Origin of the sequence: Streptomyces sp. MA5143a, from assembly GCF_900290235.1 — a bacterium.
Taxonomy (GTDB): domain Bacteria; phylum Actinomycetota; class Actinomycetes; order Streptomycetales; family Streptomycetaceae; genus Streptomyces.
Map to the genome: position 1 here is coordinate 200,856 of NZ_OLMK01000050.1, position 22,771 is coordinate 223,626.

The window sequence follows — 22,771 nt, forward strand, 5'->3', positions numbered from 1 at the left end:
CGCCGACAAGAGACCGCCCGGCCGTCCCCGTGGACGACCGGGCGGTCTCTTCCTCGCGCTCCCGTCACGCCACCCGCCGGATGCCCCGCGGGTCCGCCGAGATGCCCGACGAGGTGCCCGCCGGGGTGCCGACCGCCGTGCCGTCGGCCCGCGCGGCCCGGGCGACCGCCATCACGTACTCCCCGTACCCGGACTTGCCCAGCTCCTCGCCCAGCCGGTGGCACTGGTCCGCGTCGATGAACCCCATCCGCAGCGCCACCTCCTCCACGCACGCGATCCTGAGGCCCTGGCGCCGCTCCAGCGTCTGCACGTACAGGGACGCGTCGAGCAGCGAGTCGTGCGTGCCGGTGTCCAGCCACGCGAAGCCGCGCCCCAGGTCCACCAGACGCGCCTGACCGCGGGCCAGGTACTCCTTGTTGACGTCCGTGATCTCCAGCTCGCCGCGCGCCGACGGCTTCAGGTTCCGGGCGATGCGGACCACGTCGTTGTCGTAGAAGTACAGGCCCGTGATGGCCCGGTCGGACCTCGGGCGCTTCGGTTTCTCCTCGACCGACAGCAGACGGCCCTCCGCGTCGGCCTCGCCCACGCCGTACCGCTCCGGGTCCCGCACCGGGTAGCCGAACAGCAACGCGCCCTGCCGGTGCGGGAGATGGCTGCGCAGCACCTGGGAGAAGCCGGGGCCGTGGAAGACGTTGTCCCCGAGGACCAGCGCGACCGGGCCGTCACCGATGTGGTCCGCCCCGATGACGAACGCCTCGGCCAGGCCCCGCGGTTCGGGCTGCTCGGCGTACGACAGGCGCAGGCCGAGCCGGCTGCCGTCGCCGAGGACCCGGCGGAACTGCGGCAGGTCCTTCGGCGAGGAGATGACGAGGATGTCCCGGATGCCGGCCAGCATCAGCACCGAGAGCGGGTAGTAGACCATGGGCTTGTCGTAGACCGGGAGCAGCTGCTTGGAGACCCCGAGGGTGATGGGGTGGAGCCGGGTGCCGTTCCCGCCGGCGAGGATGATTCCCTTCACGTTCTGCTCACCTCTGTAGTCGGCTTGTCGTCGTCGGCTCGTGCCGTCGTCGTGACGAGCGTGCGCCCACCCGTTCGAAGCCCCGGTCGTGGACACCTCGAAGCGGTGAGGGGGCGAGCCCCAGTAGGACTCGCCCCCTCACGGGACCGGCGCGTGTCGTGCCCCGCTTCCGCGCGCTCAGTCGACGGTCAGCACGACCTTGCCCCGGCCGTGCCCGCTCTCCACGTCCCGGTGCGCCTCGGCGGCGTGGGCGAGCGGGTGGGTGGCGCGCAGGTGGATCGTCACCTTGCCCTCGGTGTACAGGTCCACCAGCTCCGCGAGCCGCTCGGCCGACCGGGCTCCGGCCACGTCCCGCAGGCCCAGGCGCTCGGCCTCCTCCGTGGCGATCATCGTGACCACCCGGTCGCGGTTCTTCGCCACCGCCACCGACGCCCGCAGCGCCTCGGGGCCGGCCGCGTCGACGGCCGCGTCCACACCGTCGGGCGCGATGGCCCGCACCCGCTCCTCCAGCCCTTCGCCGTAGGTGACCGGCACGGCGCCCAGGGCCCGCAGATGGTCGTGGTTGCGTTCGCTCGCCGTGCCGATGACCGTGCCCGCGCCCCAGGCCAGGGCCAGCTGCACGGCGAACGTGCCGAAGCCGCCGGCGGCCGCGTTGATGAGCACCGTGTCACCCGGCTCCACGCCCACGGTCGACAGGGCCATGTGCGCGCCCTGCCCGTTGCCCGGGAAACCGGCGGCGATCTCCCACGGCATGTCCGCCGGCTTGCGGACGATCTGGTCGGCGGGCACCGTCAGGTACTCGGCGTAGGCGCCGAGCACGCTGTAACCGAGCACCTCGTCGCCCGGCGCGAACGCCGTCACGCCCTCGCCCGCCTGGTCGACGACCCCGGCGAACTCGTTGCCGAGGACCATCGGGAACTCGCGCTTGATGAACGGCGGGGTCCACCCGCCGCGCACCCGCACGTCGAACGGCAGCACCCCGGCCGCCCTCACCCGTACCCGAACCTCCCCGGGCCCGGCCTGCGGTTCCTTCAGCGTCGTCTCTTCCAGCACCTCGGGGGGCCCGAACGAGGACAACGTCGCCGCTCGCATCATGCGTCCTTTCCACTGCGCTCGCCTTGATCGTGCTGCCGTTTGTACTCGACGCGCTCCTTCACGGCGTCCAGAATCAGCCGCACCTTGGAACTCAGCTCGGCCCGCACGAACTCACGCGCCGTCTCCAGCCCGGTGCCCTCCCCGAGGACGGCCGCGATACCGGACTCCCTGATCACCACGGTCTGCACCGACGTCACCGTCGTCGAACCGTCCGGGCCGGCCCCGATCCGCCAGCGCACATGGTGCGAACTGCCCAGCGGCGGCAGCAGCAACTGCTTGTACGCGATCCCGTGGTGCGGCAGACCCACGCGGGCGGTGCGGGTGGTGAACCGTCCGCCGTGCCGCTCCAGCGTCTCCATCTCCAGGACATGCGCTCCCGGTCCGCTCCCGCGCACATCGGCCCGGACCACGTGCGCCATCACCGACGGCCACCCGGCCGCGTCGAAGAGCAGGTCGTAGACCTCCTCGGGCGGCCCGTCGATCTCCACCACGTCCTCGACCGTCATCAGCAGCTCGGGGAAACCGCAGGTGATCTCGGCGGCCGTCTGCACCGCGGCCAGCTCGCTGTGGGCGATCTCCTCGGTGGTGCGCCGCACCGACTCCGCGGCCCGCGGGTCGTCGTCCTTCAGCCGGTAGGCGTGCTCCAGCCGCACCACGCAACGGTCGTCCCCGGCCGCCTCCACGGACCAGGTGCGGCACAGCGACTCCAGCGGCGGCTCCACGCGCTCCGGCCGGAACTCGACGCGCAGCGCGTCCTCGTCGGTACGGCGCAGCGCCACCCAGTGCTCGACACGGCCGCCGGCCGGCTCACCCGCCCCGGACAGCGCCCACATGCCGACCCGCTCGTACCCGTCCACGGAACCGAGCCGCTCCAGGTGCACGAAGGGCGGGAAGACCCGCGGCCAGGCGTCGAGATCCGCCAGCAGCCGGTAGACGTCGCCGGCCGCCGCCCGCACCGTGACCTCGTGCCGTTCGCTCACCGCTTGTGGCGATGCCATGTGCTCCTCCTCGCGTCGGGGGCCGCTCAGCCGCTCCAGCGGGCCGCGCGGACCGCGCCCTGATCGGTGGTCAGATAGCCGACGGTGACGCCCTCGTTGTTCAGCAGATACGCCTCGCTCGGCCCCGACACGGCCGCGCCGATGTCGGTGACGTGGCCGCCGGGCGACCAGCGCACCGCGTGGAACACCCCGCCCGGCGTGTACGAGAACCCGACCGCGACCCCGGCGTCGTTGATGCCGTACACCGCCGAGCCCGTGTCACCGGGCAGCGGGCTCAGCGGGACCGCCGTGCCCGAGCGCGACCACTTGACCGCGTGGAAGGGGCCGTCGTAGCCCTTGCCCGCCTTGTAGGAGTTGCCCACCATGGCCCCGCGGTTGTTGATCCAGCTGGCCTGGCTGGAGTCGTCACCGGGCAGGATGCCGCCGAGGGACACCGTGGTGCCGTCGGCGTTCCAGCGCACCGCGTGCTGCTTGCCGTCCGGGGCGCCGGAGAAGCCGACGGCCGCCCCGCTGTCGTTGATCTTCGCGGCGGCGCTGGACACGTCGCCCGGCAGCGGCGGCAGATGCGTGGCCTTGCCGTCCACGTCCCAGCGCTGCGCCTTGTACACCAGCTCCGGAGTGGCCGAGAAGCCCACGGCGACCCCGCGCGCGTTCACGCCGTAGGCCCTGCTCCGGGTCGAGCCGGGCAGCCCCGCCAGCTGCGCGGTGCGGCCGTCGGGGGTCCAGCGCACCGCGTGCTCGGCCTTGTCGGCGCCGACCGAGCGTCCCACGACCACACCGGCGCGGTTGATGTTGTACGCCGTGCCGGACACGTCGCCCGGCAGCGTCCCCAGGTCGGATATCAGCCCGTCGGCGCTCCAGCGGACGGGGCGGGTGACACCGTCGGCGTTCGCCGAGGAGCCGACGACGGTCCCGGCGTCGTTCACGGCGTACGCCAGGCTGGTCGCGCCGCCGGGCAGCGTGCCCAGGTCGGTGACGGTCGTCCTCGCTCCCGCCGGGAACGCGGTCACCGCCGTCAGGGTGGCGGTGCCCAGGGCGACACCGAGGCCGCGCGCGGCCAGGGGCGACAGTTGGGATCTCACGTGCTTGCCTGCCTTCCTCTTGCAGATACGGCCGATGCTCTCGGCGCCCGCTCCACCGCCGGTCGAGTCCGGGTCGTGGCGCGGTCGAGGCCCGCGGCCGGACGTCGGGGGTTCAGAGCCGGGTGCCCGCCAGCTCGACGAGACGCGTCACCATCCGGTCGGGGCCGGGCTCCAAGGCCAGTTCCTCGGCCAGCGCGGCGGCGTTCTTGCGGACCGGCCCGTCCTCGACGAGGGCGCGCAGCACGGATCCGTCGACCTGCTCGGGCTGCCGGTCGAAGCCGATGCCCTCGCTCTCGATGATCGAGGCGTTGATCCAGTTGTCGGCCCCGTACGGCATGGCCAGTTGGGGCACGCCGGCCTGCGCGGCGGCGAGCATGGTGCCGCAGCCGCCGTGGTGGACGACACCGTCGAGGGTCGGCATCAGCGCGCTCAGCGGGGTCCAGCCGACCGGCCGGACGTTCTCGGGGAGGGTGCCCAGCGGCGCCAGGTCGACGTGGTCGCCGAGCGCGAGGACCAACTCGACGTCCAGGCCCGCCGAGGCGTCCAGCACACTGCGCAGGCTGCCCGAACCGGCCACGCCGGGCACGATGGTGCCGAGCGTCACCACGATCCGCGCCCGCTCCTTCGGCGCCGCCAGCCAGTCCGGCAGCACACCGCCGCCCTGGAACGGCATCGACCGCATCGACCAGCCCTCGCCCTCGCCGCGCATCAGCTTCTGCGAGGTGAAGTACACGGGCTGCACGAACGGCAGCTCCACCGGCACCCCGAGCCGTTCGAACGTCGGAGCGAGGTGGGGGAGCATCCGGGACGGCAGGTCGCCTTCACGCAGGAAGCTGAAGCCGTTCTCCACCGCCGGGACGCCGAGGTCGCGGGCGGCGAGCAGTGCGGTGCCCTGAAGCCGCGAGTACACGATCAGGTCGGGGCGCCAGCCGCGGGCGAACTCCAGCGTCCCGTCGGCCATCATGTCGTTGATCAGGCCGAACTTCTCCAGGATGATCTCGGGCGTCCGCTCCGACCGGGTGATCTCCGCGCCCCGCTCCCGCATCATCCGCACGCGCTCCTCGGGCGTGCCCTTCTTCGGGAACACCGTGCTGAAGTCGGCGTCCGGGGCGACGTCCCGCACGGTCAGGCCCGCCCGGGCCGCGGCGTCGACGGAGACGCCCGCGGTCGCCACGGCCACGTCGTGGCCGGCCGTACGGAACGCCCAGGCCAGGCCCAGTGCCGGATACAGGTGGTCGAGGCCGGGGGAGACGTTGAACAGCACGCGCATGGCGGTTACCTCGTTTCCGTGGACATCGGGTCTTCGGTGGACTCCGCTGCCGTGACCGTGCCGGGGGCGGCTCAACCCGTGCTCGAGAGACGGCTCCGACACTCGCCGCCACACACGACCGCCCCACGAAAGGCCCCTACCGATGCCCACGGACCCCGTCGTGACCCCGGCCCCCGTCGTGACCCCGGCCCCCCTCGTGACCCCGGGCCCCCGTACGGCCCCGGACCCGCTCGTGCGCCCGGATCTCCCCGTGCCCCCCGCCGGGGAACCCGTGTCGGCCTCCCTCTACGCCGGGGTCCAGCAGTTCTACGCCCGGCAGATGCACCTCATCGAGGGTGCGGGCGCCGACCCGGGCGCCTGGGCGGAGACGTTCACCGAGGACGCGGTCATCGAGTTGGCCGGGGACACCCCCGACGTCGGTCGTGAGGCCATCCGCGCCTCGGTGGCCGCCGGGGTCGCCCATATCGCCGCCCAGGGCTGGGACTTCCGCCACTGGTTCGGCATGCTCGACGTCCGCCGCGGCGAGGACGGCTCGCTGCGCACCCGGTACTACGCCCTGGCCATGGCCACGCCCCGCGGCGGCGCCCTGGCCGTCCGCGGCTCCCTGGTGTGCCACGACGACCTGGTCCGCGCCCCCGACGACTCCGGCTGGCTGGTCCGCCACCGCCGCCTCGTCCCCGACGGCCGCTCCGGCGACTGAACCCCCGGGCGGCGTCCGACCCTCCGGCAACCTGCGGCGACCTCCGGTGAGCCCGGCGTCTCAGGCCGCCCCCGGAATCCCCGGCCGCCCCTGGAATCTCCGGCCAACCCTCGGTGCCCCGGCCGAACTCCGGTGTTCCCCAACTCAACCCGGTGTCCTCGGCCGACCCTCGGTGTCCCGGCCGAGCTCCGGCGTCCCCGACCCGACCCGGTGTTCCCGGCCGACCCTCGGTGTCCCGGCCAACCCCCGGCCTCCCGGCCAACCCCCGGCCTCCCGGCCAACCCCCGGCCTCCCGGCCAACCCCCGGCCTCCCGGCCAACCCCCGGCCTCCCGGCCAACCCCCGGCCTCCCGGCCAACCCCCGCCGCCCCCCCGCATCGAGCGCATCTCAAGACGTCCTGGACCGGCCCCCGACCCCCGGCGGCCACCGTGGGCCGTCCAGCCGCGTCACGGGCGGACGGCTCGTGCGCCCGACACGGCCGCCCCGTCGAGCGTGGCTCAAGACCGGTTCCACCGGGCCCCCGCACGGTGGGCGGCGTGCGGCGGGTGCCGGATGTGTTCCAGCAGATCACCGGGTGAGGAAGTGGGTTCTATGCCGAGCCAGTCGACAACCAGCCGAACCGGTCTGCCGGAGCGCGCCGGTGACCTCGCAGCGACCGCGGCCCGGTACGCCGCCGACGCGGACACCGACCGGGAACTGGCACCGGCGGTGACGGACGGCATCGTCCGCGCCGGCTTCGCACGGCACTTCGTGCCCGCCCGCTTCGGCGGAGCCGAGGGCGGCGCCCGGGAACTGCTGGACGCGGTCGCCGCGCTGGCGGAGGGCTGCACCTCGGCCGCCTGGTGCGCGTCGGTCACCGCGGGCGCCGCCCGCATGGGCGCCTATCTGCCCGAGCGCGGCCAGCGGGACCTGTGGGAGCGCGGCCCCGACACCGTGGTCGTCGGCGCGCTCATGCCGAGGGGCGCGGTCACGGAGGTCGCGGACGGCTGGCGGGTGACCGGCGAATGGGAGTTCACCAGCGCCGTCGGCTTCTCCGACTGGGCGCTGGTGTGCGCGCTGGTGCCGCAGGACGACCGGCACGTGCCCTGGTTCTTCGCGCTGCCCCGCGCCGACTACCAGGTCGTCGACACCTGGTCGGCGATCGGTATGCGCGGCACCGGCAGCCACACCCTCACCGTCGACAACGTCTTCGTCCCCCGGCACCGAGGTTTCGCCCGCGACAGTATGCTCGCCGGGCGCGCCGTCGCCTCCACCGCCCGCTGCCACACCGTTGCGCTGCGGCTGGTCAGCGGCCTGCTGTTCGCCGCCCCCGCGCTCGGCGCGGCCCGCGGCGCGCTGCGGGTGTGGTCCGAGCACACGGCGATGGACACCGACGAACGCAACCCCGGCCCCCGGATCGCCCTCGCCCGAGCCGCCGTCACGGTCGACGCGGCCCAGCTGCTGCTGGAGCGCGCGGCCCGGGTCGCCGACGCCCCCGCGGCGACCCCCCTGGAGCAGGTGCGCAACCCCGCCGACTGCGCGCACGCCGTGGACCAGCTCGTCGACGTCGTCGGGCAGCTGTTCCGCACCGTCGGCAGCACCGGCCAGCTCGCCGCCCACCCCCTCCAGCGGATCTGGCGCGACGTGCACTGCCTGGCCAGCCATGTCGCCCTGCGCTTCGACACCGCGGGCGGGGCGTACGGCGCCCGGCTGCTGGAGCCCGCCGCCGGCTGACCCCCGGCGCCGCCCCGTCCTCGTACCGACCTGTCACACGACCTACGGAAGGCAGCTGGCATGAGCCACCCCAACACCCCCGACCCGGCGACGGCGTCGTTCGCCCCGGCCGACCTGTACGCGGAGATCCAGCAGTTCTACGCCCGCCAGATGGGCCTGCTGGACGACGGCAGGCCCGACGACTGGGCCGACACCTTCACCACCGACGCGGTGTTCGCCGAGGCCAGCCGGCTGGCCGAGCCGCTGCGCGGCCGCGAGGTCATCCGCGCCTCGTCCCGGGCGCGGCAGGAGCGGCTCGACGCCGACAAGATCGACTTCCGGCACTGGCTGGGCATGCTCGACGTCCGCCCCCAGGACGACGGTTCGGTGCGCACCCGCGCGTACGCCCTCGCCATGCGCACCCCGCGCGGCGGGCAGCTGGAGATCTTCGCCAGCGTCGTCTGCCACGACCACCTCGTCCGGGTGAACGGCGCCTGGCAGGTGCGGCAGCGCGATCTGACCCACGACGGCTCGGCCCGGGACTGAGGAGCACACGATGAAGTTCGGCATCGTCTTCTTCCCCACCGTCGGCCCGGCCGACAAACCGGCCCCGCAGTACTTCGACGAGGCGCTGCGCCTGGTGGACCTCGCCGAGGAACTGGGCTTCGACCACGTGAAGATGGTCGAGCACTACTTCTTCGCGTACGGCGGCTACAGCCCCGACCCGGTGACGTTCCTGGCGGCCGCCGCGGGCCGCACCCGTCGGGTGCGGCTGGGCACCAGCGCCACCATCCCCGCCTTCCAGCACCCGGTGAAGCTGGCGGGCAAGCTGGCCATGCTCGACGCCATGTCGGGCGGCCGGGTCGACGCCGCGTTCGGACGGGCCTTCCTGCCCGACGAGTTCACGGCGTTCGGCATCCCCATCGACGAGTCCAAGGACCGCTTTGTGGAGGGCGTCGAGGCGATCAAGCGGCTGTGGGCCGAGGAGGACGTGGTCTTCGAGGGCCGCTTCCACCGCTTCGGCCCGGTCACCCTGCTGCCCCGCCCGGTGCAGGACCCGCACCCGCCGGTGTTCGTCACCACCGCCCGCAGCGCCGAGTCGTGCGCCGAGGCGGGCCGCGCCGGGCACCACCTCCAGACCGTGCCCAACGTGATGTCCACCGAGGAGCTCCAGAGCCGGCTCGCCGTGTACCGCGAGGAGTGGGCCGCCTCCGGACGCGCCCCGGGCACCGAGCAGATCCACTTCAGCTACCCGTGCGTGGTGTCCGAGGACGGCGACACGGCCCGCACGAAGGGCCGTCACGACGACGACCGCAACTCCGCGGCGATCCGCGCCGCCGTCGCCTCCTGGGAGACCACGCGCAGCTCCGCCTACCCCGGCTACGAGAAGCTCGTCGAGGCCACGAGGACCTCGCACTTCGAGGGGAAGCTGGCGCAGAACAAGCTCCTCATCGGCGCCCCGGACCAGGTCCGCGCCCAACTGGAGCAGATCGCCGAGTGGTTCGGCGACGACATCACCATCAGCCTCGGCGTCCACTCCGGCCATCTGTCCTTCGAGGACGCCGCCACGACCATGCGGTTGATGGCCGAGCAGGTCATCCCGAAGCTGTCCGCCGCCCGGTGACCGCCGGCCCGTCGACCCCGAAGCGAGGCACCCACCCATGACGCCCCCAGCACCGCCGCGGACGGTCACCGTCGTCGGCGCCGGCACCATCGGCCTCGGCTGGATCGCGCTGTTCCTCGGCCACGGACTGCGCGTCCGCGTCAACAGCCGCAGGCCCGACGCGCCGCGCATCGTCCAGGACGCCCTCGACCTGTTCGCCCCGTTCCTCCCCGAGGGCAGCGAGGACCCGGCCTCCTTCGCGGAGCGCCTGGAGTTCGAGCCCGAGGTGGAGCGCGCCGTCGCGGACGCCGACGTCATCGTGGAGAACGCGCCGGAGAACCTGGAACTCAAGCAGGAACTCTTCGCCCGGATCGGCAAGGCGGCCCGGCCCGACGCGCTGATCCTGTCCTCCACCTCCACCCTGAACCCCGACGACATGGGCGCCCTCATGGCCGACTCCGCCCGGCTCGTCGTCGGCCACCCCTTCAACCCGCCGCACGTCGTCCCCCTCGTGGAGGTCGTCGCCGGTGAGCGCACCTCCCCGGAGGCCGTGCGGGAGGCCGTCGCGTTCTTCGAGTCGGTGAGCCGGGTCCCGGTGGTGCTGCGCAAGCCGGTCCTGGCGTTCGCGGCGAACCGGCTCCAGTCCGCGCTGCTGCGCGAGTCGATCCACCTGGTGAAGGAGGGCGTGGTCTCACTGGAGGAGCTGGACCGCGTCGTCACGCACTCCATCGGGCTGCGCTGGGCCACCGTGGGCCCCTTCCTCGCCTTCCACCTGGGCGGCGGCACCGGCGGCCTGCGCAAGTGGCTCGGCACGCTCGGCTCCGGCCTGGAGAAGGGCTGGGAGCTGCTCGGCCGCCCCACCCTGGACGAGGCGACGATCCAGTCCCTCATCGAGCAGGCCGAGCAGGTGTACGGCGGCTCGTCGTACGAGGAGCTGGTGCGCGAGCGCGACACCCGGCAGACCGCCGTCCTCAAGGCACTGGCGGAGGTCGGCGACCGCCAAGCCTGAACGACGGCCAGCGCGGGGTACGGAGCGCCCGCGCCCCCGACCGGCGGGTGCCTCCACGGCACCCGCCGGTCCCGTTTTCCCTGGAAAACCCCAGGTCACCGCCGCGCCCCGCCTTCGAGCCCCCTTCTACCGCCGTGCCGAATGCTGGCGGCACAGCAGCCGACCGGGAGGGCCCCACCGTGTTCCCCACTGTGTTCCGCTTCCGACAGACGTCGGAGTTCCTCGACTGGTTCGCCGAACGGAACCGCACCCACCGGCACCGGGTGACGCCCGTGCCGCTCGACGCCCTGGACGGCTGGGCGAGCGACCCGGACACCGGGAACCTGCGGCACCGCACGGGGAAGTTCTTCACCGTCGAGGGCGTCGAGATCACCACCGGCCGCCGCGAGACCCGGTCCTGGACGCAGCCGATCATCGTGCAGCCCGAGGCCGGCATCCTCGGCATCCTCGTCAAGGACTTCGACGGCGTACGGCACTTCCTGCTCCAGGCCAAGATGGAGCCGGGCAACATCAACGTCCTCCAGATGTCCCCGACGGTGCAGGCCACCCGGTCCAACTTCACCCGCGTCCACCAGGGCGGCGCCGTCCCGTACCTGGAGTACTTCCTGGCGCCGCCCCGGCGGCGGGTCCTGTTCGACGCGCTCCAGTCCGAGCAGGGCTCCTGGTTCCACAGCAAGCGCAACCGCAACATGATCGTGGAGCTGCCGCCCGACGAGGACGTGCCGCCGCGCGAGGGCTTCTGCTGGCTGACCCTGGAGCAGATCGGCGACCTGCTCGCGCTGGACAACGTCGTCAACATGGACACCCGCACCGTCCTGTCGGGCCTGCCGGAGCCCTGGCCCGGCGACCTCGGCGGGCCCGGCGCCGAGGACCGCGGCCAGCACTCGATGACCGAACTGCTCAGCTGGTTCACCGACGTCAAGGCCCCGCAGGACCTGCACCGGCGCCGTATCCCGCTCGCCGAGGTGAAGGGCTGGACCCACACCGGGGACCGCTTCGTCCACGAGGAGGGCCGCTACTTCTCGGTGATCGGCGTGGACGTCGAGGCGGACGGCCGCGAGGTGGCCCGCTGGTCGCAGCCGATGCTGGCCCCCGCCGGACGCGGTGTGATCGCCTTCCTCACCCGGCGGATCGACGGCCGCCGCCATGTACTGGTGAACGCCCGCACGGAGGCCGGTTCCCGCGACATCGCCGAGATGGCGCCGACCGTGCAGTGCTGCCCGGCCAACTACGACGGACGCCCCGCGGAGCAGCGGCCCCGCTTCCTGGACACGGTCCTGTCGGCGGACCCGTCGCGGATCCTGTTCGACGTGGTGCACTCGGAGGAGGGCGGCCGCTTCCACCACGCCGAGAACCGCTACCTCGCCGTCGAGGCCGACGACGGCGTGCCGCTCGACGCGGGCGAGGACCACATCTGGATGACGCCCGGACAGCTCGGCAGCCTGCTGAGGTACTCCAACCACGTCAACGTCGAGGCCCGCAACCTGCTGACCTGCCTGCGCTTCCTGCGGCAGCGGGACCGATGACCGGGCGCACCGTACGGCTCGGCCTGCTGGGCGCCGCCGACATCGCCGTCCGCCGGATCCTGCCCGCCGTGTCCCGCGCGCCCGGCATCACCCTGACCGCCGTGGCGAGCCGTGACCCCGAGCGTGCGAGGACCCTGGCCGCCGCGTACGGGGCCGACGCGCTGCCCGACTACCGGGCGGTCCTCGCCGACCCCCGCGTGGACGCGGTGTACGTGCCCGTGCCGGCGGCGCTGCACGCCGACTGGGTGCGCGCCGCCCTGGAGGCCGGCAAGCACGTCCTCGCCGAGAAGCCGCTGACCACCGACCCCCGCACGACCGCCGAACTGGTCGCCCTGGCCCGGAAGTCGGGGCTGGTGCTGCGGGAGAACTACCTGTTCGTCCACCACCCGCAGCACCGGGCGGTGCTCGACCTGATCGCGCGGGGCGCCGTCGGCGAGGTCCGCGCGGTCTCGGCCGCCTTCACCATCCCCCCGCGGCCCCCGGCCGACATCCGCTACCGCGCCGACCTCGGCGGCGGCGCCCTCCTCGACGTGGGCGTCTACCCGCTGCGCGCCGCCCAGCTGCTGCTCGGTCCGGAACTGCGGGTCGCGGGCGCGGTGCTGCGCACCGATCCGGCGCGGGGCGTCGACGTGGCGGGCGCGGCCCTGCTGTGCCGGGACGCGGACGGCGCCACCGCCCACCTCACCTTCGGCATGGAGCACCGGTACACGTCCCGCTACGAGGTGCTCGGCAGCACCGGCAGGCTCCTCCTCGACCACGCCTTCACCCCGCCCCCCGGCCACCGCCCCGTCCTGCTGCTGGAGGGCCCGGACGGCGCCCGGCGCCAGGAGCTGGAGCCGTACGACCAGTGCCTCGGCGGCGTCGAGGCGTTCGCCCGAGCGGTCGGCGCCGGCGGGGCGACCGACGCCCCGACCGACGACACGACGGGCCGTACGGGGGGCGGCAGGGCGGGCGGCACGACCGACGACCCGACCGGCGACGAGGCCGGCACGTCCGGCGCGATCAGTACCCGACAGGCGGAGCTCACCGCCGACATCCAACGACAGGCCCAGTACGCCGTGGGAGGCGATGCGCGATGACCGAGACCCTGGTGACCGGTTCCCCCGAGGCCAAGCAGGAGCGGACGGCGGCCAAGGCCCGCATCCTGGAACAGGTCCGTGACTACCACGCCCACGGCGACCAGCACGGCGGCGGGTCAGGCGCGTTCGTGCCCGGCGAGACCGAGGTGTGGCCCTCCGGCGCCGTCTTCGACGCCGAGGACCGGGCGGCGCTCGTCGAGGCCGCGCTGGAGATGCGGATCGCCTCGGGGGTCAGCTCCCGCCGCTTCGAGCGGGACTTCGCCCGGTACTTCAAGCTGCGCAAGGCGCACCTCGCCAACTCCGGCTCGTCCGCGAACCTGCTGGCGCTGTCCGCGTTCACCTCGCACCTGCTGGAGGACCGCCGGCTGCGGCCCGGCGACGAGGTGATCACCGTCGCGGCGGGCTTCCCGACCACCGTCAACCCGATCATCCAGAACGGCCTCGTGCCCGTCTTCGTCGACGTCGACATCCCGACGTACAACACCACACCGGAGCGGGTGGCCGCGGCCATCGGCCCGCGCACGAAGGCCATCATGATCGCCCACGCCCTGGGCAACCCGTTCGCCGTCGAGGAGATCGCCGCGCTCGCCGAGGAACACGACCTGTTCCTGATCGAGGACAACTGCGACGCCGTCGGCTCGACCTACCGGGGCAAACTCACCGGCACCTTCGGCGACATCGCCACGACCAGCTTCTACCCGGCGCACCACCTCGCGATGGGCGAGGGCGGCTGCGTCCTCACCAGCAATCTGTCGCTGGCCCGGATCGTGGAGTCACTGCGCGACTGGGGCCGGGACTGCTGGTGCGAGCCGGGCGAGAACAACCGCTGCTTCAAGCGGTTCGACTACCAGATGGGCACGCTGCCGCACGGCTACGACCACAAGTACATCTTCTCCCACGTCGGTTACAACCTGAAGGCCACCGACCTCCAGGCCGCCCTCGGCCTCAGCCAGCTCCGCCGACTGGACGCCTTCGGCGACGCCCGCCGCGCCAACTGGCGCCGCCTGCGGGAGGGACTGGACGGCGTACCCGGGCTGATCCTGCCCGAGGCGACCCCCGACAGCGACCCCAGCTGGTTCGGCTTCGCCCTCACGGTCCGCCCCGAGGCCCGCTTCACCCGCAAGGAGCTGGTCGACTTCCTGGAGGCCCGCAGGATCGGCACCCGCCGCTTCTTCGCCGGCAACCTCACCCGGCACCCCGCCTACCAGGACCGCCCCCACCGCGTGGTGGGCTCCCTGGTGAACAGCGACCTCGTCGCCGAGCACACCTTCTGGGTGGGCGTCTATCCGGGCCTGGACGAGCAGCGCGTCGACTGGATCGCCGAGAGCGTCCGCGACTTCGCGGCGAAGAAGTCCTGAGCCGTAGACGTCCCCGACACATGTTCGCCCCCGCCGGCCCAGGGCCGGCGGGGGCGAACATGTGAGGCGCTCAGGTGAAGACGGGCAGCCGCGTGGGCCCCTGCGCGGTGTTCCCCGAACCGGAGCGCGGGGTCCCCCGCGTCCCGCCGTCCGGTCGGGAACCGAGCAGTTCCAGCTGGAGCCGCTGAAGGTCCGCGGAGGGCTCCAGGCCCAGCTCGTCCGCGAGGATGCGCCGCAGCTTCTGGTACGCCTGGAGGGCCTCCGCGCGCCGCCCCGAGGAGCCCAGCGCCATGATGAGCCGGCTGTGGAACCACTCGTTGAGCGGGTAGTCGTTGACGAGCTTGCGCAGCTGGGGAATGGACTCGCGGTGCCGGTTCAGCCCGCCCTCCGCCTCGATCCGGATCTCCAGCGCCCGGATGCGCAGCTCCTCCAGGTGCACGATGTGCCCGGTGAGCAGGTCACCCGCAGGGATGTTGGACAGGGCGGGCCCCCGCCACAGCTCCAGGGCCCCGTCGATCCTGCGCACGGCCGACTCGTACCGCTGCGCCCCGAGGTCGGTGTGTGCCTCGGCGACCAGCCGCTCGAAGATCCGTATGTCGACCTCGTCGTCCTCGACCCGGACGGCGTAGCCGGGGGCACGGGTGACCAGCAGGGGCCGCTCGGCGGGGACGAGGTTCTCGGCCACGAACATCCGCCGGGCGTGGTAGACGTACGTCTGGAGGGTCGTGACGGCGCTGCGGGGCGGGCTCTCGCCCCACAGTTCGTGGATGAGGGAATCGGACGTGACGATCTCGTTCGCCCGGGTCAGCAGCAACGCCAGGGTCTGGCACACCTTCGGCGTGCTCGGCAGATAGGACCTGCCGTCCTGCGCGACGATCTCGAACGGGCCTATGAGGTTGAACCGCACCACGCTTGCTCCTCTACGTGTGGGGGCGAAGAATGCCGGTTGCCGCGTTCTGTGAGGTGATGACCAGAACGGTAGGCGTGGTGCGAGGTGCCCCCCTACGCCGACAGGGCGAGAGTGTCACTCTCGCCCTGTTCTCCTTGCGCCGCGCGCTCCTGACGGAGCGTCACGCCGCCGAGCGCCAGCCCGGCAGGGAGCGCGCGGTCCAGGCGGGCGCCGGGCGGCGCTCCGGGCCGCCGTCCCAGGACGCGCCGCGCAGCGGGGCCGCGGTGCCGTCGTCGGTGTGCGCGGCCCGCAGACGGGTCGCCAGGACGACGGCGAGCGCGGCCAGTTCCTCCGGTGTGGGATTGCCGCGGGTGATCCGCCAGGACGCGCCGCCGAGAACGGCCCGTGTCTCCGCCTCCGGTCCGGTGGGCGTGCGGTCGGCGCTCACTGGGGCTGGTTCCCGTGCTTGCGGCTGGGCAGCGGCGCGTGCTTGGAGCGCAGCACGGACAGGGTGCGGATCAGGACGGACCGGGTGTCGGCCGGGTCGATGACGTCGTCGACCAGACCCCGCTCCGCCGCGTAGTACGGGTGCATCAGCTCCTCCTTGTACTCCTTGACCAGGCGGGCCCGCATGGCGTCGGGGTCGTCCGCCTGCGCGATCTGCCGACGGAAGACGACGCCCGCGGCGCCCTCCGCGCCCATCACGGCGATCTCGTTGATCGGCCACGCCAGCGACACGTCCGTCCCGATGGACCGCGAGTCCATGACGATGTACGCGCCGCCGTAGGCCTTGCGGAGGATGAGCTGGACCCGCGGCACGGTGGCGTTGCAGTAGGCGTACAGCAGCTTGGCGCCGTGCCGGATGACCCCGCCGTGCTCCTGGTCCACCCCCGGCAGGAACCCCGGCACGTCCACCAGGGTCACCAGCGGAATGTTGAACGCGTCGCACATCTGCACGAAACGGGCGGCCTTCTCGCTGGCCTCGATGTCCAGCACCCCGGCCATCCGCTGCGGCTGGTTGGCGACCACGCCCACCACCTCGCCGCCCATGCGGGTCAGCGCGCAGATCACGTTGGGCGCCCACCGCTCGTGGACCTCGAAGACCTCGCCGTGGTCGGCGATCTCCTCGATGACCTTCGCCATGTCGTACGCCTGGTTCGGGTCGGCCGGCACCAGGTCCACCAGCGCCTCCACGCGCCGGTCCGAGGGGTCGCAGGTGGGGCCGCCGGGCGGCGTCTCCCGGTTGTTCGACGGCAGGAACGACAGCAGGTGCCGTACGTCCCGCAGGCAGCACTCCTCGTTGTCGTACACGAACCCCGCCACCCCGGACCGCTCGGCGTGCACATCGGCGCCGCCCAGGTCGTCATGGGTGATCTGCTCGCCGGTGACCGCCTGCACCACGTCGGGGCCCGTGATGAACATCTGCGAGGTGCCGCGCACCATGAAGACGAAGTCCGTCAGCGCGGGGGAGTAGGCGGCGCCGCCCGCGCAGGGCCCCAGGATCACGCTGATCTGCGGGATCACCCCGGAGTTGCGCACATTGCGGCGGAAGATGCCGCCGTACCCGGCGAGCGCCGTCACCCCTTCCTGGATGCGGGCGCCCGCGCCGTCGCAGAGCCCCACGACGGGCGCGCCCGCGGACTCCGCCAGGTCCATCAGCTTGTGGATCTTCTGCGCGTGGGCCTCGCCGAGCGCGCCGCCGAAGATCCGGAAGTCATGGGCGTAGGCGAAGACGGGACGGCCGTCCACCGTGCCCCAGCCGGTGACGACGCCGTCCGTGTGCGGGCGGCGGTCCTCCAGACCGAAGCCCGTGGCGCGGTGCCGGCGCAGCCCCTCGATCTCGACGAACGAGCCCTCGTCGAAGAGGATGTCCAGCCGCTCCCGCACGGTCAGCTTGCCCTTCGCCTTCTGCGCCGAGGTGGCCTTCTCGCCCGGCCCCGCGACCACCGCCGCGCGCAGCGAGGCCAGCTCCTCCACCCGTGCCCGGGTGGTGCCGGCGACCGCCGGCGCTTCCTCGGTCTCCTGGATGACACTCACTTCTGCCCCTTTCGGTCTCTCACGCGTGGCATTCGGGGAGCCGGCCGTGGAACTCGACCATTTCCGAGAACAGCAGTCCGATGTCGAGCGGGTGACCGGGCGGCGCACCGCCGGCCTCCGCGAACGCCCGGTGCAGGTTCGGCACCAGCCGCTCGCTGTCGAGGAGTTCCGCGTACGGGCCGAGGTCGGCCTCACGCGCCGTCTCCAGCGGGCTCAGCCCCGCCGCGAGGCCCCGCGCCGCCAACTCCTGCACCCAGCGCAGGTACCGCTCGGCGGTGTCCAGCAACTCCGGCCCGCCGACCGGGCCGTGACCGGGCACGACGACCCGCGGGCCGAGCGCCCGCAGCTTGCCGACGACGTCGATCGTGCCCGCGACGGACCCGGTCAGGCAGAACGGCGTGGCCCCGTTCATCACCAGGTCGCCCGCGAACAGCACCTCCTGCTCGGGCAGCCACACCACCGTGTCGTTGGTGGTGTGCGCCACGCCCGGATGCGTCAACTCGGCCCGGACGTCGCCCAGATGCAGTGTCAGCGGCTCGACGAACGTCAGGGTCGGCAGCTCCACGGCCAGCTCACCCCAGCACACCTCGGGCCACAGCCCGGTCAGATGCAGCTGGGCGAGGTCCATCTCGGCGCGGGTCGCCTCGTGGGCGATGACCACCGCGTCGTCCGCGAAGAACCGGTTGCCGAAGGTGTGGTCCCCGTGCGGATGGGTGTTGACCACATAGCGCGGGGGACACGGTGCGACGGCCGCGACCGCCTCCCTCAGCGCCAGCGCCCGTGCCTCGGTCGCCGCCGTGTCGATCAGCGCGGGCCGTCCGCCGGCGGTGATCAGCCCCGCGTTGTTCAGGCACCAGCCGCCGTCCGGCTGGACGTACGCGTACACCCCGTCCTCGATCTCGACCATGCGGGCGTCCGCGGGGGAGTGCCGGCTCACGCGGGCCTCCCCGCGGTGCCGTTGCCGTCGCCCTCCGCGCCGGTGGTGGCCAGGGCGTCCTTGCGGGAGCAGGTCATCACCGCCCGCATCAGGCCGCTGTCCACCATCCCGGACGCGTCCACTGTCCCGGCGGCGGCATGGGGCGCCGGTCCCACGGCCGCGCTGAGGGTGCACCGGTCGTCGAGGGTGTGGGTCTCGAAGTGCCAGCCCCCGTCGTCGGCGGGCAGCCCGTCCGTGCCCAGCAGCCGTGGCGCGGCGGTCCGGGTCGACGGGGTGGTGAACCCGAACGAACGGAACGACAGCCGCGTCCCGAGGCCCAGCGCCTTCGTGTACGCCTCCTTGAGCGTCCACAGCCGGATCACCGCGGCGTTCCGGTCCTCCTCCGGCAGCCATCCCAGGGCCGCCCGCTCATGGTCCGTGCACACGTCCTCCTCCAGGCCCGTGCCGTACGCCGCCCTGCCCTGCGGTTCGACGTCCACGCCGATCGGGCCCAGCCGGCTCAGTCCCACCGCGACGACGTCGCCCGTGTGGCTGAGGCTCACGTCCAGCCGCCCGCATCCCCGCAGATACGGGCGGCCGTTGGGGCGGCGGGCCAGCTCCAGGTCGGCCGGGCCGGCGCCCAGCACCGCGGCCGCCCCGTGCTTGAGCACCAGGCGCGACACGGCGAACCGGGTGCGGGCCTCCTCGCCGTTCACCGCCAGGTAGCGGCCGTACTCGTGACCGAGGAGCCCGCGCAGCCCTGGCCCGCGCGCCGCGGCCGCCCATTCGCTCGCCAGGCCGTACGCCAGCCCGTACCCGCCGTCGCGGACGGCGCCGCGCAGCGCCTCCCACGGACCGTCGGGGGAGGTGACGCGCAGCGGAGGCGGCCCTGCCAGACCACGGCGTACGGACATGCTCATCCCTTCTCGTGGTGCCGGGCCGGTGTGCCCAGCGCGGTGTCGTACAGATCGAGGCTGCGGCCCTCGCGGCAGCGCCTTACGGCCTCGGCGAGCAGCACGTCCTCGTGGTCGGCCGAAGCGGCCGTCACCGGCAGGCCGAGCCGCACGGAGATCCGTCCCAGCGCGGTGAGCAGCCAGGCCGGCTCGGCGAGGAACCCGCCGGTGCCCGCATGCTTGGCCGCCCGCCACACCCCGAGGCAGGCGGCTGCCGCGGCGAGCAGCGCGTAGCGCTCGCTCAGGGCGAAGCCGCGCGGGTTGGCGAGCACGGCGGGATCCAGCTCGGGCAGGCGCCTGCACTGGGCGCGCAGCGCGGCCAGCTCGTCCGAGAGCGCGGTCGGCCAGTTGGCGAGCCCCTCGTCGGCCAGCCCGTCGCGGGCCCGCGCGAGCAGCACGGTCAGGCCGTCGTCGGCCGCCGCCAGCTTCAGCCGCGCGCCTGCCAGGGGCGGCACCGGCCCGTCCGGCCGGAACAGTTCCGCCGGGGCCGGCTGCCCCTCAGCCGTCCAGGAACGTCGGGCCAGGGTGGGCAGTTGCGGCAGCAGCGTGGCGAGGGCGGCGGCCGACCCGGCGGGGCCGGGCGGCATCGCCGCGAGATCGCGGACCTGCTTGTGGAAGGTGCCGAGACCGTCCCCGTCCCGCATCGAGTCGGTCCCCAGCACCGTCATCAGGTCGCCCACGCCCTCCTGGAGCAGCCGCTGCACCAGATACCTGGCCGCGGCCGACCAGATGCTCGACCGTTCCGGCATCAGGTGCAGCGAGCGCAGCGTCACCAGCGACAGGCAGTCCGCGGCCAGCAGGTCCGCGAACGCGCCCACCACCGTGCGGCGCGTGACCCGCGAGCGCATGCCCCGCACCCCGCCGCGCTCCGTCAGCACCGCCGTCAGCACGGCGCGCAGAGCGGTGTCGGCGCAGCCGACCGCCATCGACGGGAGCAGCGGGAGGCGGGCCTGCGCGACCCGGCGGGTGACCCACTGGCCGTCGCCCACCTCGCCGATCACCGCTCCGGCGGGCACCGGCCAGTCGTCCAGCACGAGTTCACCGGCGGGGATGCGCGGCGGAACGCCGACGTCGTACGGCGACAGCTGCCCCACCGAGCCCGGCGGCAGGTCCCCGCGGCGCAGGAGCAGCACCGACTCGCCGTCCGGGCCCGCGTGCCGGGGTACCACCACGAGACCCGCGGCGCGGGGGGCGTTCACCAGACCCGCCGTACGGCCGGTCAGCCGCAGTGGCGCCGCGTCACCGGCGGTCGCGGTCAGACCCTCCTCGACGGCCGCGCCGCCGGCGATCCGCTCACCGGCGAGCAGCAGGCGGGCGGTGGCGGCGCGCTGCCCGGCGGTGCCGAAGCACCACGCGTACAGCGCGGCGCCCAGGGACGCGGAGCCGTAGCCGCGGCCGAGCGCGGCGTCCCGCCGGAACACCGCCCGCAGCAGGGCTGCGGCCCCGTCCAGGCCCGCCAGGCGCCCGCCGTGCTCCTCGGGCACGAAGTCCTCGTGCAGCCCGAACGCCGCGAGCGACGGCTCACCGCCGAGCGGCAGGTCCCCGCGGCGCTCCGCCGCGAGCACCCCGGCGTCCCCCAGCGGGTTCGCCGCGTCGCCCGGGTCGCCGAGCACCGCCTCCAGGGCGCCCCGCCGGGCCGCCGGACCACACGGAGGCAGGACCTGTCGCGGGACTCCCGCCTGCCGTACGACAGCCACCGGGACCCCCGCGCCAGGCCCTGCCTCCGTCATCGCCGTCTCCTCACCTCCGCCGCGTACGCAACGGTCGCGGAGAGAGCTGGAGCTCGGCTCGGGGTGTACTCGAACGGGCCGTCGGCCCGCCCGGGGAAGGAGCTGTCGCCGCGTCCGAGCCGGGGCTACGGACTGGTCCGGGGCTGACGGGGAACGGGCCGGTGCCGGGTCCGAGCCGGGGCTACGCGGTGACGCCGGAGCCCTGAGGGGAACGGGGCGGGCCGGGGCTGTGTCGGGGGCAACGGGGCGGGCCGGGGCTGTGTCGGGGGCAACGGGGCGGCGCCGGGGGCCGGTTGAGGAAGATGCCGGTGCCGGGCCGGGCCGGGCCTGGCCTGGGCTACGGGCTGGTGCCGGGGTCCTGCGGGGAACGGGGCGGTGCCGAAGCCGCGTCGAGGGCAACGGGCCCGCGCCGGAACCCGGTTGAGGAAGACGCCGGTGCCGGGGACGGGCGCCTGCCCACGGGCCCCGGCGCAGAGGTGTTGAGCGAAGCTGCGGGCCCCGGCGCCGCCCCTCCCGCCCGGCGGGGCTACGCCGCGCGCACCCCGTGCACGGCTCGGCGGTCGCGGAGCACCGCCGCCGCGTGGGCCGCCGACGCGAGGGTCATGTGCCGGTGCCAGCCCTGGAAGGAGCGGCCCGCGAAGTCCCGTATCCCCGTCTGTTCGGACACCTGACGGAAGGCCAGCTCCACGGTGTCGGCCAGCGCGGCGAGCGCGAGCGGGGCCTCGTCGGAGCGGTACGGCGCACCGGCCCCGCGGGCTGCGCCGACGCAGGGAGACGAGCCCGAGCCGGGGGCCGTGCCCAGGCCGGACGGCGCCCCCGAGCCGAGGGGCGTGCCCGGTCCGGGGGCCGTGCCGAGGGCGGGCGCGGTGGCCAGCCAGTAGCGGTCGGGGCCCCGGGTTCCGGCCGTCCACCGGGCGAGGAGCAGCAGCGGCAGCCGTGGTGCCGCGGGCAGGACGACGGGGAGCGCGGCCCGCACCCCACGTCCCTCGGCGGGCCGCCACAGCCGCCGGCACCCGGAGACGAGCTGGTCGGCCGTGGCCGGCCGTTCGCTGTAGCTGTGCAGGACGGCGGGGTCGACCCGCAGCGGCGTCGACGCCGGCACCCGGACGACGGCGGGCACCCCGGCCGGCACGAGCACCCGCAGCATCCGCGCGGGGTCGAGCCCCTCCGCGTCGATCACGACCGGCCGCCCCGACGGCAGGCCCCGGCTCGCCCCGACCGCGAGCCGGCCCGCGACCTCCTCCGGCCCGGCGGGCAGCGCGCCGGCCGGGATCTGCGCGCGGCGGCGCCGCCCGGGGTCGTCGAGCCAGGCGCGGGTCAGCAGCAGCGACCAGTCGCAGGGGACGGCCGTCTGCTCGGACGCGAGCCAGGCGCCGTACGCCTGCTGCCCGTGGACGGTCAGGCCGAGGTGCGGCACGAACTGCTGGTCGACACCCACGGAGTGCGGCCCCGCCTTGGGGATCACCAGGGGCCGGACCACCCACGCGCGCGGGGCGACGGTGTCCTCGACGTACCCGGCGAGCGCGTGCCGTACCCGCGTCCAGTCCCACGAGGAGTTGCTGATGAAGTGGTGGACGCTCTGCTTGGCGGGCTCCCGGTCGGCGGGCTCGCCCTCCATCCAGTCGGCGATGTTCCGCAGCGTCTTGCGTCCGGGCACCGACAGCAGGGCCCGGACGTACCGTTCCGCCTTGAGCCGCTGACCGCGCCGCGGCATCGAGGCGAACAGTCTGGAGCAGAGCTCTGCGACGTGGTCGCGATGGTCGTACATCGGCCTTCCCCCTCCGGACGGCGGCCGGAGCGGCTACTCCCGGCCAAA

Annotated in this window: 20 protein-coding genes; 8 read left to right on the plus strand and 12 right to left on the minus strand. The window is 74.0% G+C overall.

Annotation, left to right across the window (positions count from 1 at the left end):
• Nucleotides 1-64: 64 nt before the first annotated feature.
• The 5 genes from rfbA to SMA5143A_RS23540 form a co-directional block, all read right to left on the minus strand.
• Nucleotides 65-1,018 (minus strand): glucose-1-phosphate thymidylyltransferase RfbA, encoded by a 954-nt coding sequence (gene rfbA / locus SMA5143A_RS23520; RefSeq protein ID WP_107464829.1) that lies wholly within the window; start codon nt 1,016-1,018, stop codon nt 65-67.
• Nucleotides 1,019-1,195: 177 nt separating this feature from the next.
• Nucleotides 1,196-2,113: an NADP-dependent oxidoreductase gene (locus tag SMA5143A_RS23525; protein WP_205632263.1), complete on the minus strand. Its 918-nt coding sequence runs from the start codon at nt 2,111-2,113 to the stop codon at nt 1,196-1,198.
• A complete protein-coding gene (locus tag SMA5143A_RS23530; protein ID WP_107464830.1) occupies nt 2,110-3,111 on the minus strand; it encodes an aromatase/cyclase in 1,002 nt (333 codons plus the stop codon). The genes SMA5143A_RS23525 and SMA5143A_RS23530 overlap by 4 nt, the downstream gene beginning before the upstream one ends.
• 26 nt (nt 3,112-3,137) lie before the next feature.
• Entirely contained in the window at nt 3,138-4,193 is a 1,056-nt protein-coding gene (locus SMA5143A_RS23535; protein ID WP_181361979.1) for a hypothetical protein, read from the minus strand.
• Nucleotides 4,194-4,305: 112 nt separating this feature from the next.
• Complete coding sequence (locus tag SMA5143A_RS23540; RefSeq protein WP_107464832.1) at nt 4,306-5,463, minus strand: nucleotide disphospho-sugar-binding domain-containing protein; 1,158 nt, start codon at nt 5,461-5,463, stop codon at nt 4,306-4,308.
• 142 nt (nt 5,464-5,605) lie between these two features.
• Between SMA5143A_RS23540 and SMA5143A_RS23545 the strand changes: the two genes are divergently transcribed.
• From SMA5143A_RS23545 to rfbH, 8 genes are all read left to right on the plus strand, one after another.
• Entirely contained in the window at nt 5,606-6,163 is a 558-nt protein-coding gene (locus SMA5143A_RS23545; RefSeq protein ID WP_181361980.1) for a nuclear transport factor 2 family protein, read from the plus strand.
• Nucleotides 6,164-6,754: 591 nt separating this feature from the next.
• Nucleotides 6,755-7,876, plus strand: coding sequence for an acyl-CoA dehydrogenase family protein (locus SMA5143A_RS23550; RefSeq protein WP_107464833.1), 1,122 nt, complete (start codon nt 6,755-6,757; stop codon nt 7,874-7,876).
• Nucleotides 7,877-7,936: 60 nt separating this feature from the next.
• Nucleotides 7,937-8,401 carry a nuclear transport factor 2 family protein gene (locus SMA5143A_RS23555; RefSeq protein WP_107464834.1) on the plus strand — a complete coding sequence of 155 codons (465 nt, stop codon included), beginning with the start codon at nt 7,937-7,939 and terminating at the stop codon, nt 8,399-8,401.
• Between the two features lie 10 nt (nt 8,402-8,411).
• Nucleotides 8,412-9,479: an LLM class flavin-dependent oxidoreductase gene (locus SMA5143A_RS23560; protein ID WP_107464835.1), complete on the plus strand. Its 1,068-nt coding sequence runs from the start codon at nt 8,412-8,414 to the stop codon at nt 9,477-9,479.
• 37 nt (nt 9,480-9,516) lie between these two features.
• A complete protein-coding gene (locus SMA5143A_RS23565; protein WP_107464836.1) occupies nt 9,517-10,467 on the plus strand; it encodes a 3-hydroxyacyl-CoA dehydrogenase NAD-binding domain-containing protein in 951 nt (316 codons plus the stop codon).
• Between the two features lie 179 nt (nt 10,468-10,646).
• Nucleotides 10,647-11,993: an NDP-hexose 2,3-dehydratase family protein gene (locus tag SMA5143A_RS23570; protein WP_258193686.1), complete on the plus strand. Its 1,347-nt coding sequence runs from the start codon at nt 10,647-10,649 to the stop codon at nt 11,991-11,993.
• Complete coding sequence (locus tag SMA5143A_RS23575) at nt 11,990-13,072, plus strand: Gfo/Idh/MocA family protein (protein WP_107464838.1); 1,083 nt, start codon at nt 11,990-11,992, stop codon at nt 13,070-13,072. Before SMA5143A_RS23570 ends, SMA5143A_RS23575 begins: the two co-directional genes overlap by 4 nt.
• Nucleotides 13,069-14,430 carry a lipopolysaccharide biosynthesis protein RfbH gene (rfbH, locus tag SMA5143A_RS23580; protein ID WP_107464839.1) on the plus strand — a complete coding sequence of 454 codons (1,362 nt, stop codon included), beginning with the start codon at nt 13,069-13,071 and terminating at the stop codon, nt 14,428-14,430. Before SMA5143A_RS23575 ends, rfbH begins: the two co-directional genes overlap by 4 nt.
• Before the next feature lie 70 nt (nt 14,431-14,500).
• On the opposite strand, the gene SMA5143A_RS23585 is transcribed toward rfbH, so the two are convergent.
• From SMA5143A_RS23585 to SMA5143A_RS23615, 7 genes are all read right to left on the minus strand, one after another.
• The gene (locus SMA5143A_RS23585) at nt 14,501-15,340 is read right to left on the minus strand and encodes an AfsR/SARP family transcriptional regulator (RefSeq protein WP_258193687.1); all 840 of its coding nucleotides are present in this window, start codon (nt 15,338-15,340) and stop codon (nt 14,501-14,503) included.
• 160 nt (nt 15,341-15,500) lie between these two features.
• A complete protein-coding gene (locus tag SMA5143A_RS23590) occupies nt 15,501-15,767 on the minus strand; it encodes an acyl-CoA carboxylase epsilon subunit (protein WP_107464840.1) in 267 nt (88 codons plus the stop codon).
• Nucleotides 15,764-17,356, minus strand: coding sequence for an acyl-CoA carboxylase subunit beta (locus tag SMA5143A_RS23595; protein ID WP_107464841.1), 1,593 nt, complete (start codon nt 17,354-17,356; stop codon nt 15,764-15,766). The genes SMA5143A_RS23590 and SMA5143A_RS23595 overlap by 4 nt, the downstream gene beginning before the upstream one ends.
• A gap of 19 nt (nt 17,357-17,375) precedes the next feature.
• Complete coding sequence (locus SMA5143A_RS23600; protein WP_308812043.1) at nt 17,376-18,293, minus strand: MBL fold metallo-hydrolase; 918 nt, start codon at nt 18,291-18,293, stop codon at nt 17,376-17,378.
• Nucleotides 18,290-19,186: a 4'-phosphopantetheinyl transferase family protein gene (locus SMA5143A_RS23605; protein ID WP_146193934.1), complete on the minus strand. Its 897-nt coding sequence runs from the start codon at nt 19,184-19,186 to the stop codon at nt 18,290-18,292. The genes SMA5143A_RS23600 and SMA5143A_RS23605 overlap by 4 nt, the downstream gene beginning before the upstream one ends.
• Before the next feature lie 2 nt (nt 19,187-19,188).
• Nucleotides 19,189-20,955: an acyl-CoA dehydrogenase gene (locus SMA5143A_RS23610; RefSeq protein WP_146193935.1), complete on the minus strand. Its 1,767-nt coding sequence runs from the start codon at nt 20,953-20,955 to the stop codon at nt 19,189-19,191.
• Between the two features lie 526 nt (nt 20,956-21,481).
• Nucleotides 21,482-22,723 carry an IS701 family transposase gene (locus SMA5143A_RS23615; RefSeq protein ID WP_107464844.1) on the minus strand — a complete coding sequence of 414 codons (1,242 nt, stop codon included), beginning with the start codon at nt 22,721-22,723 and terminating at the stop codon, nt 21,482-21,484.
• Nucleotides 22,724-22,771 lie beyond the last annotated feature (48 nt).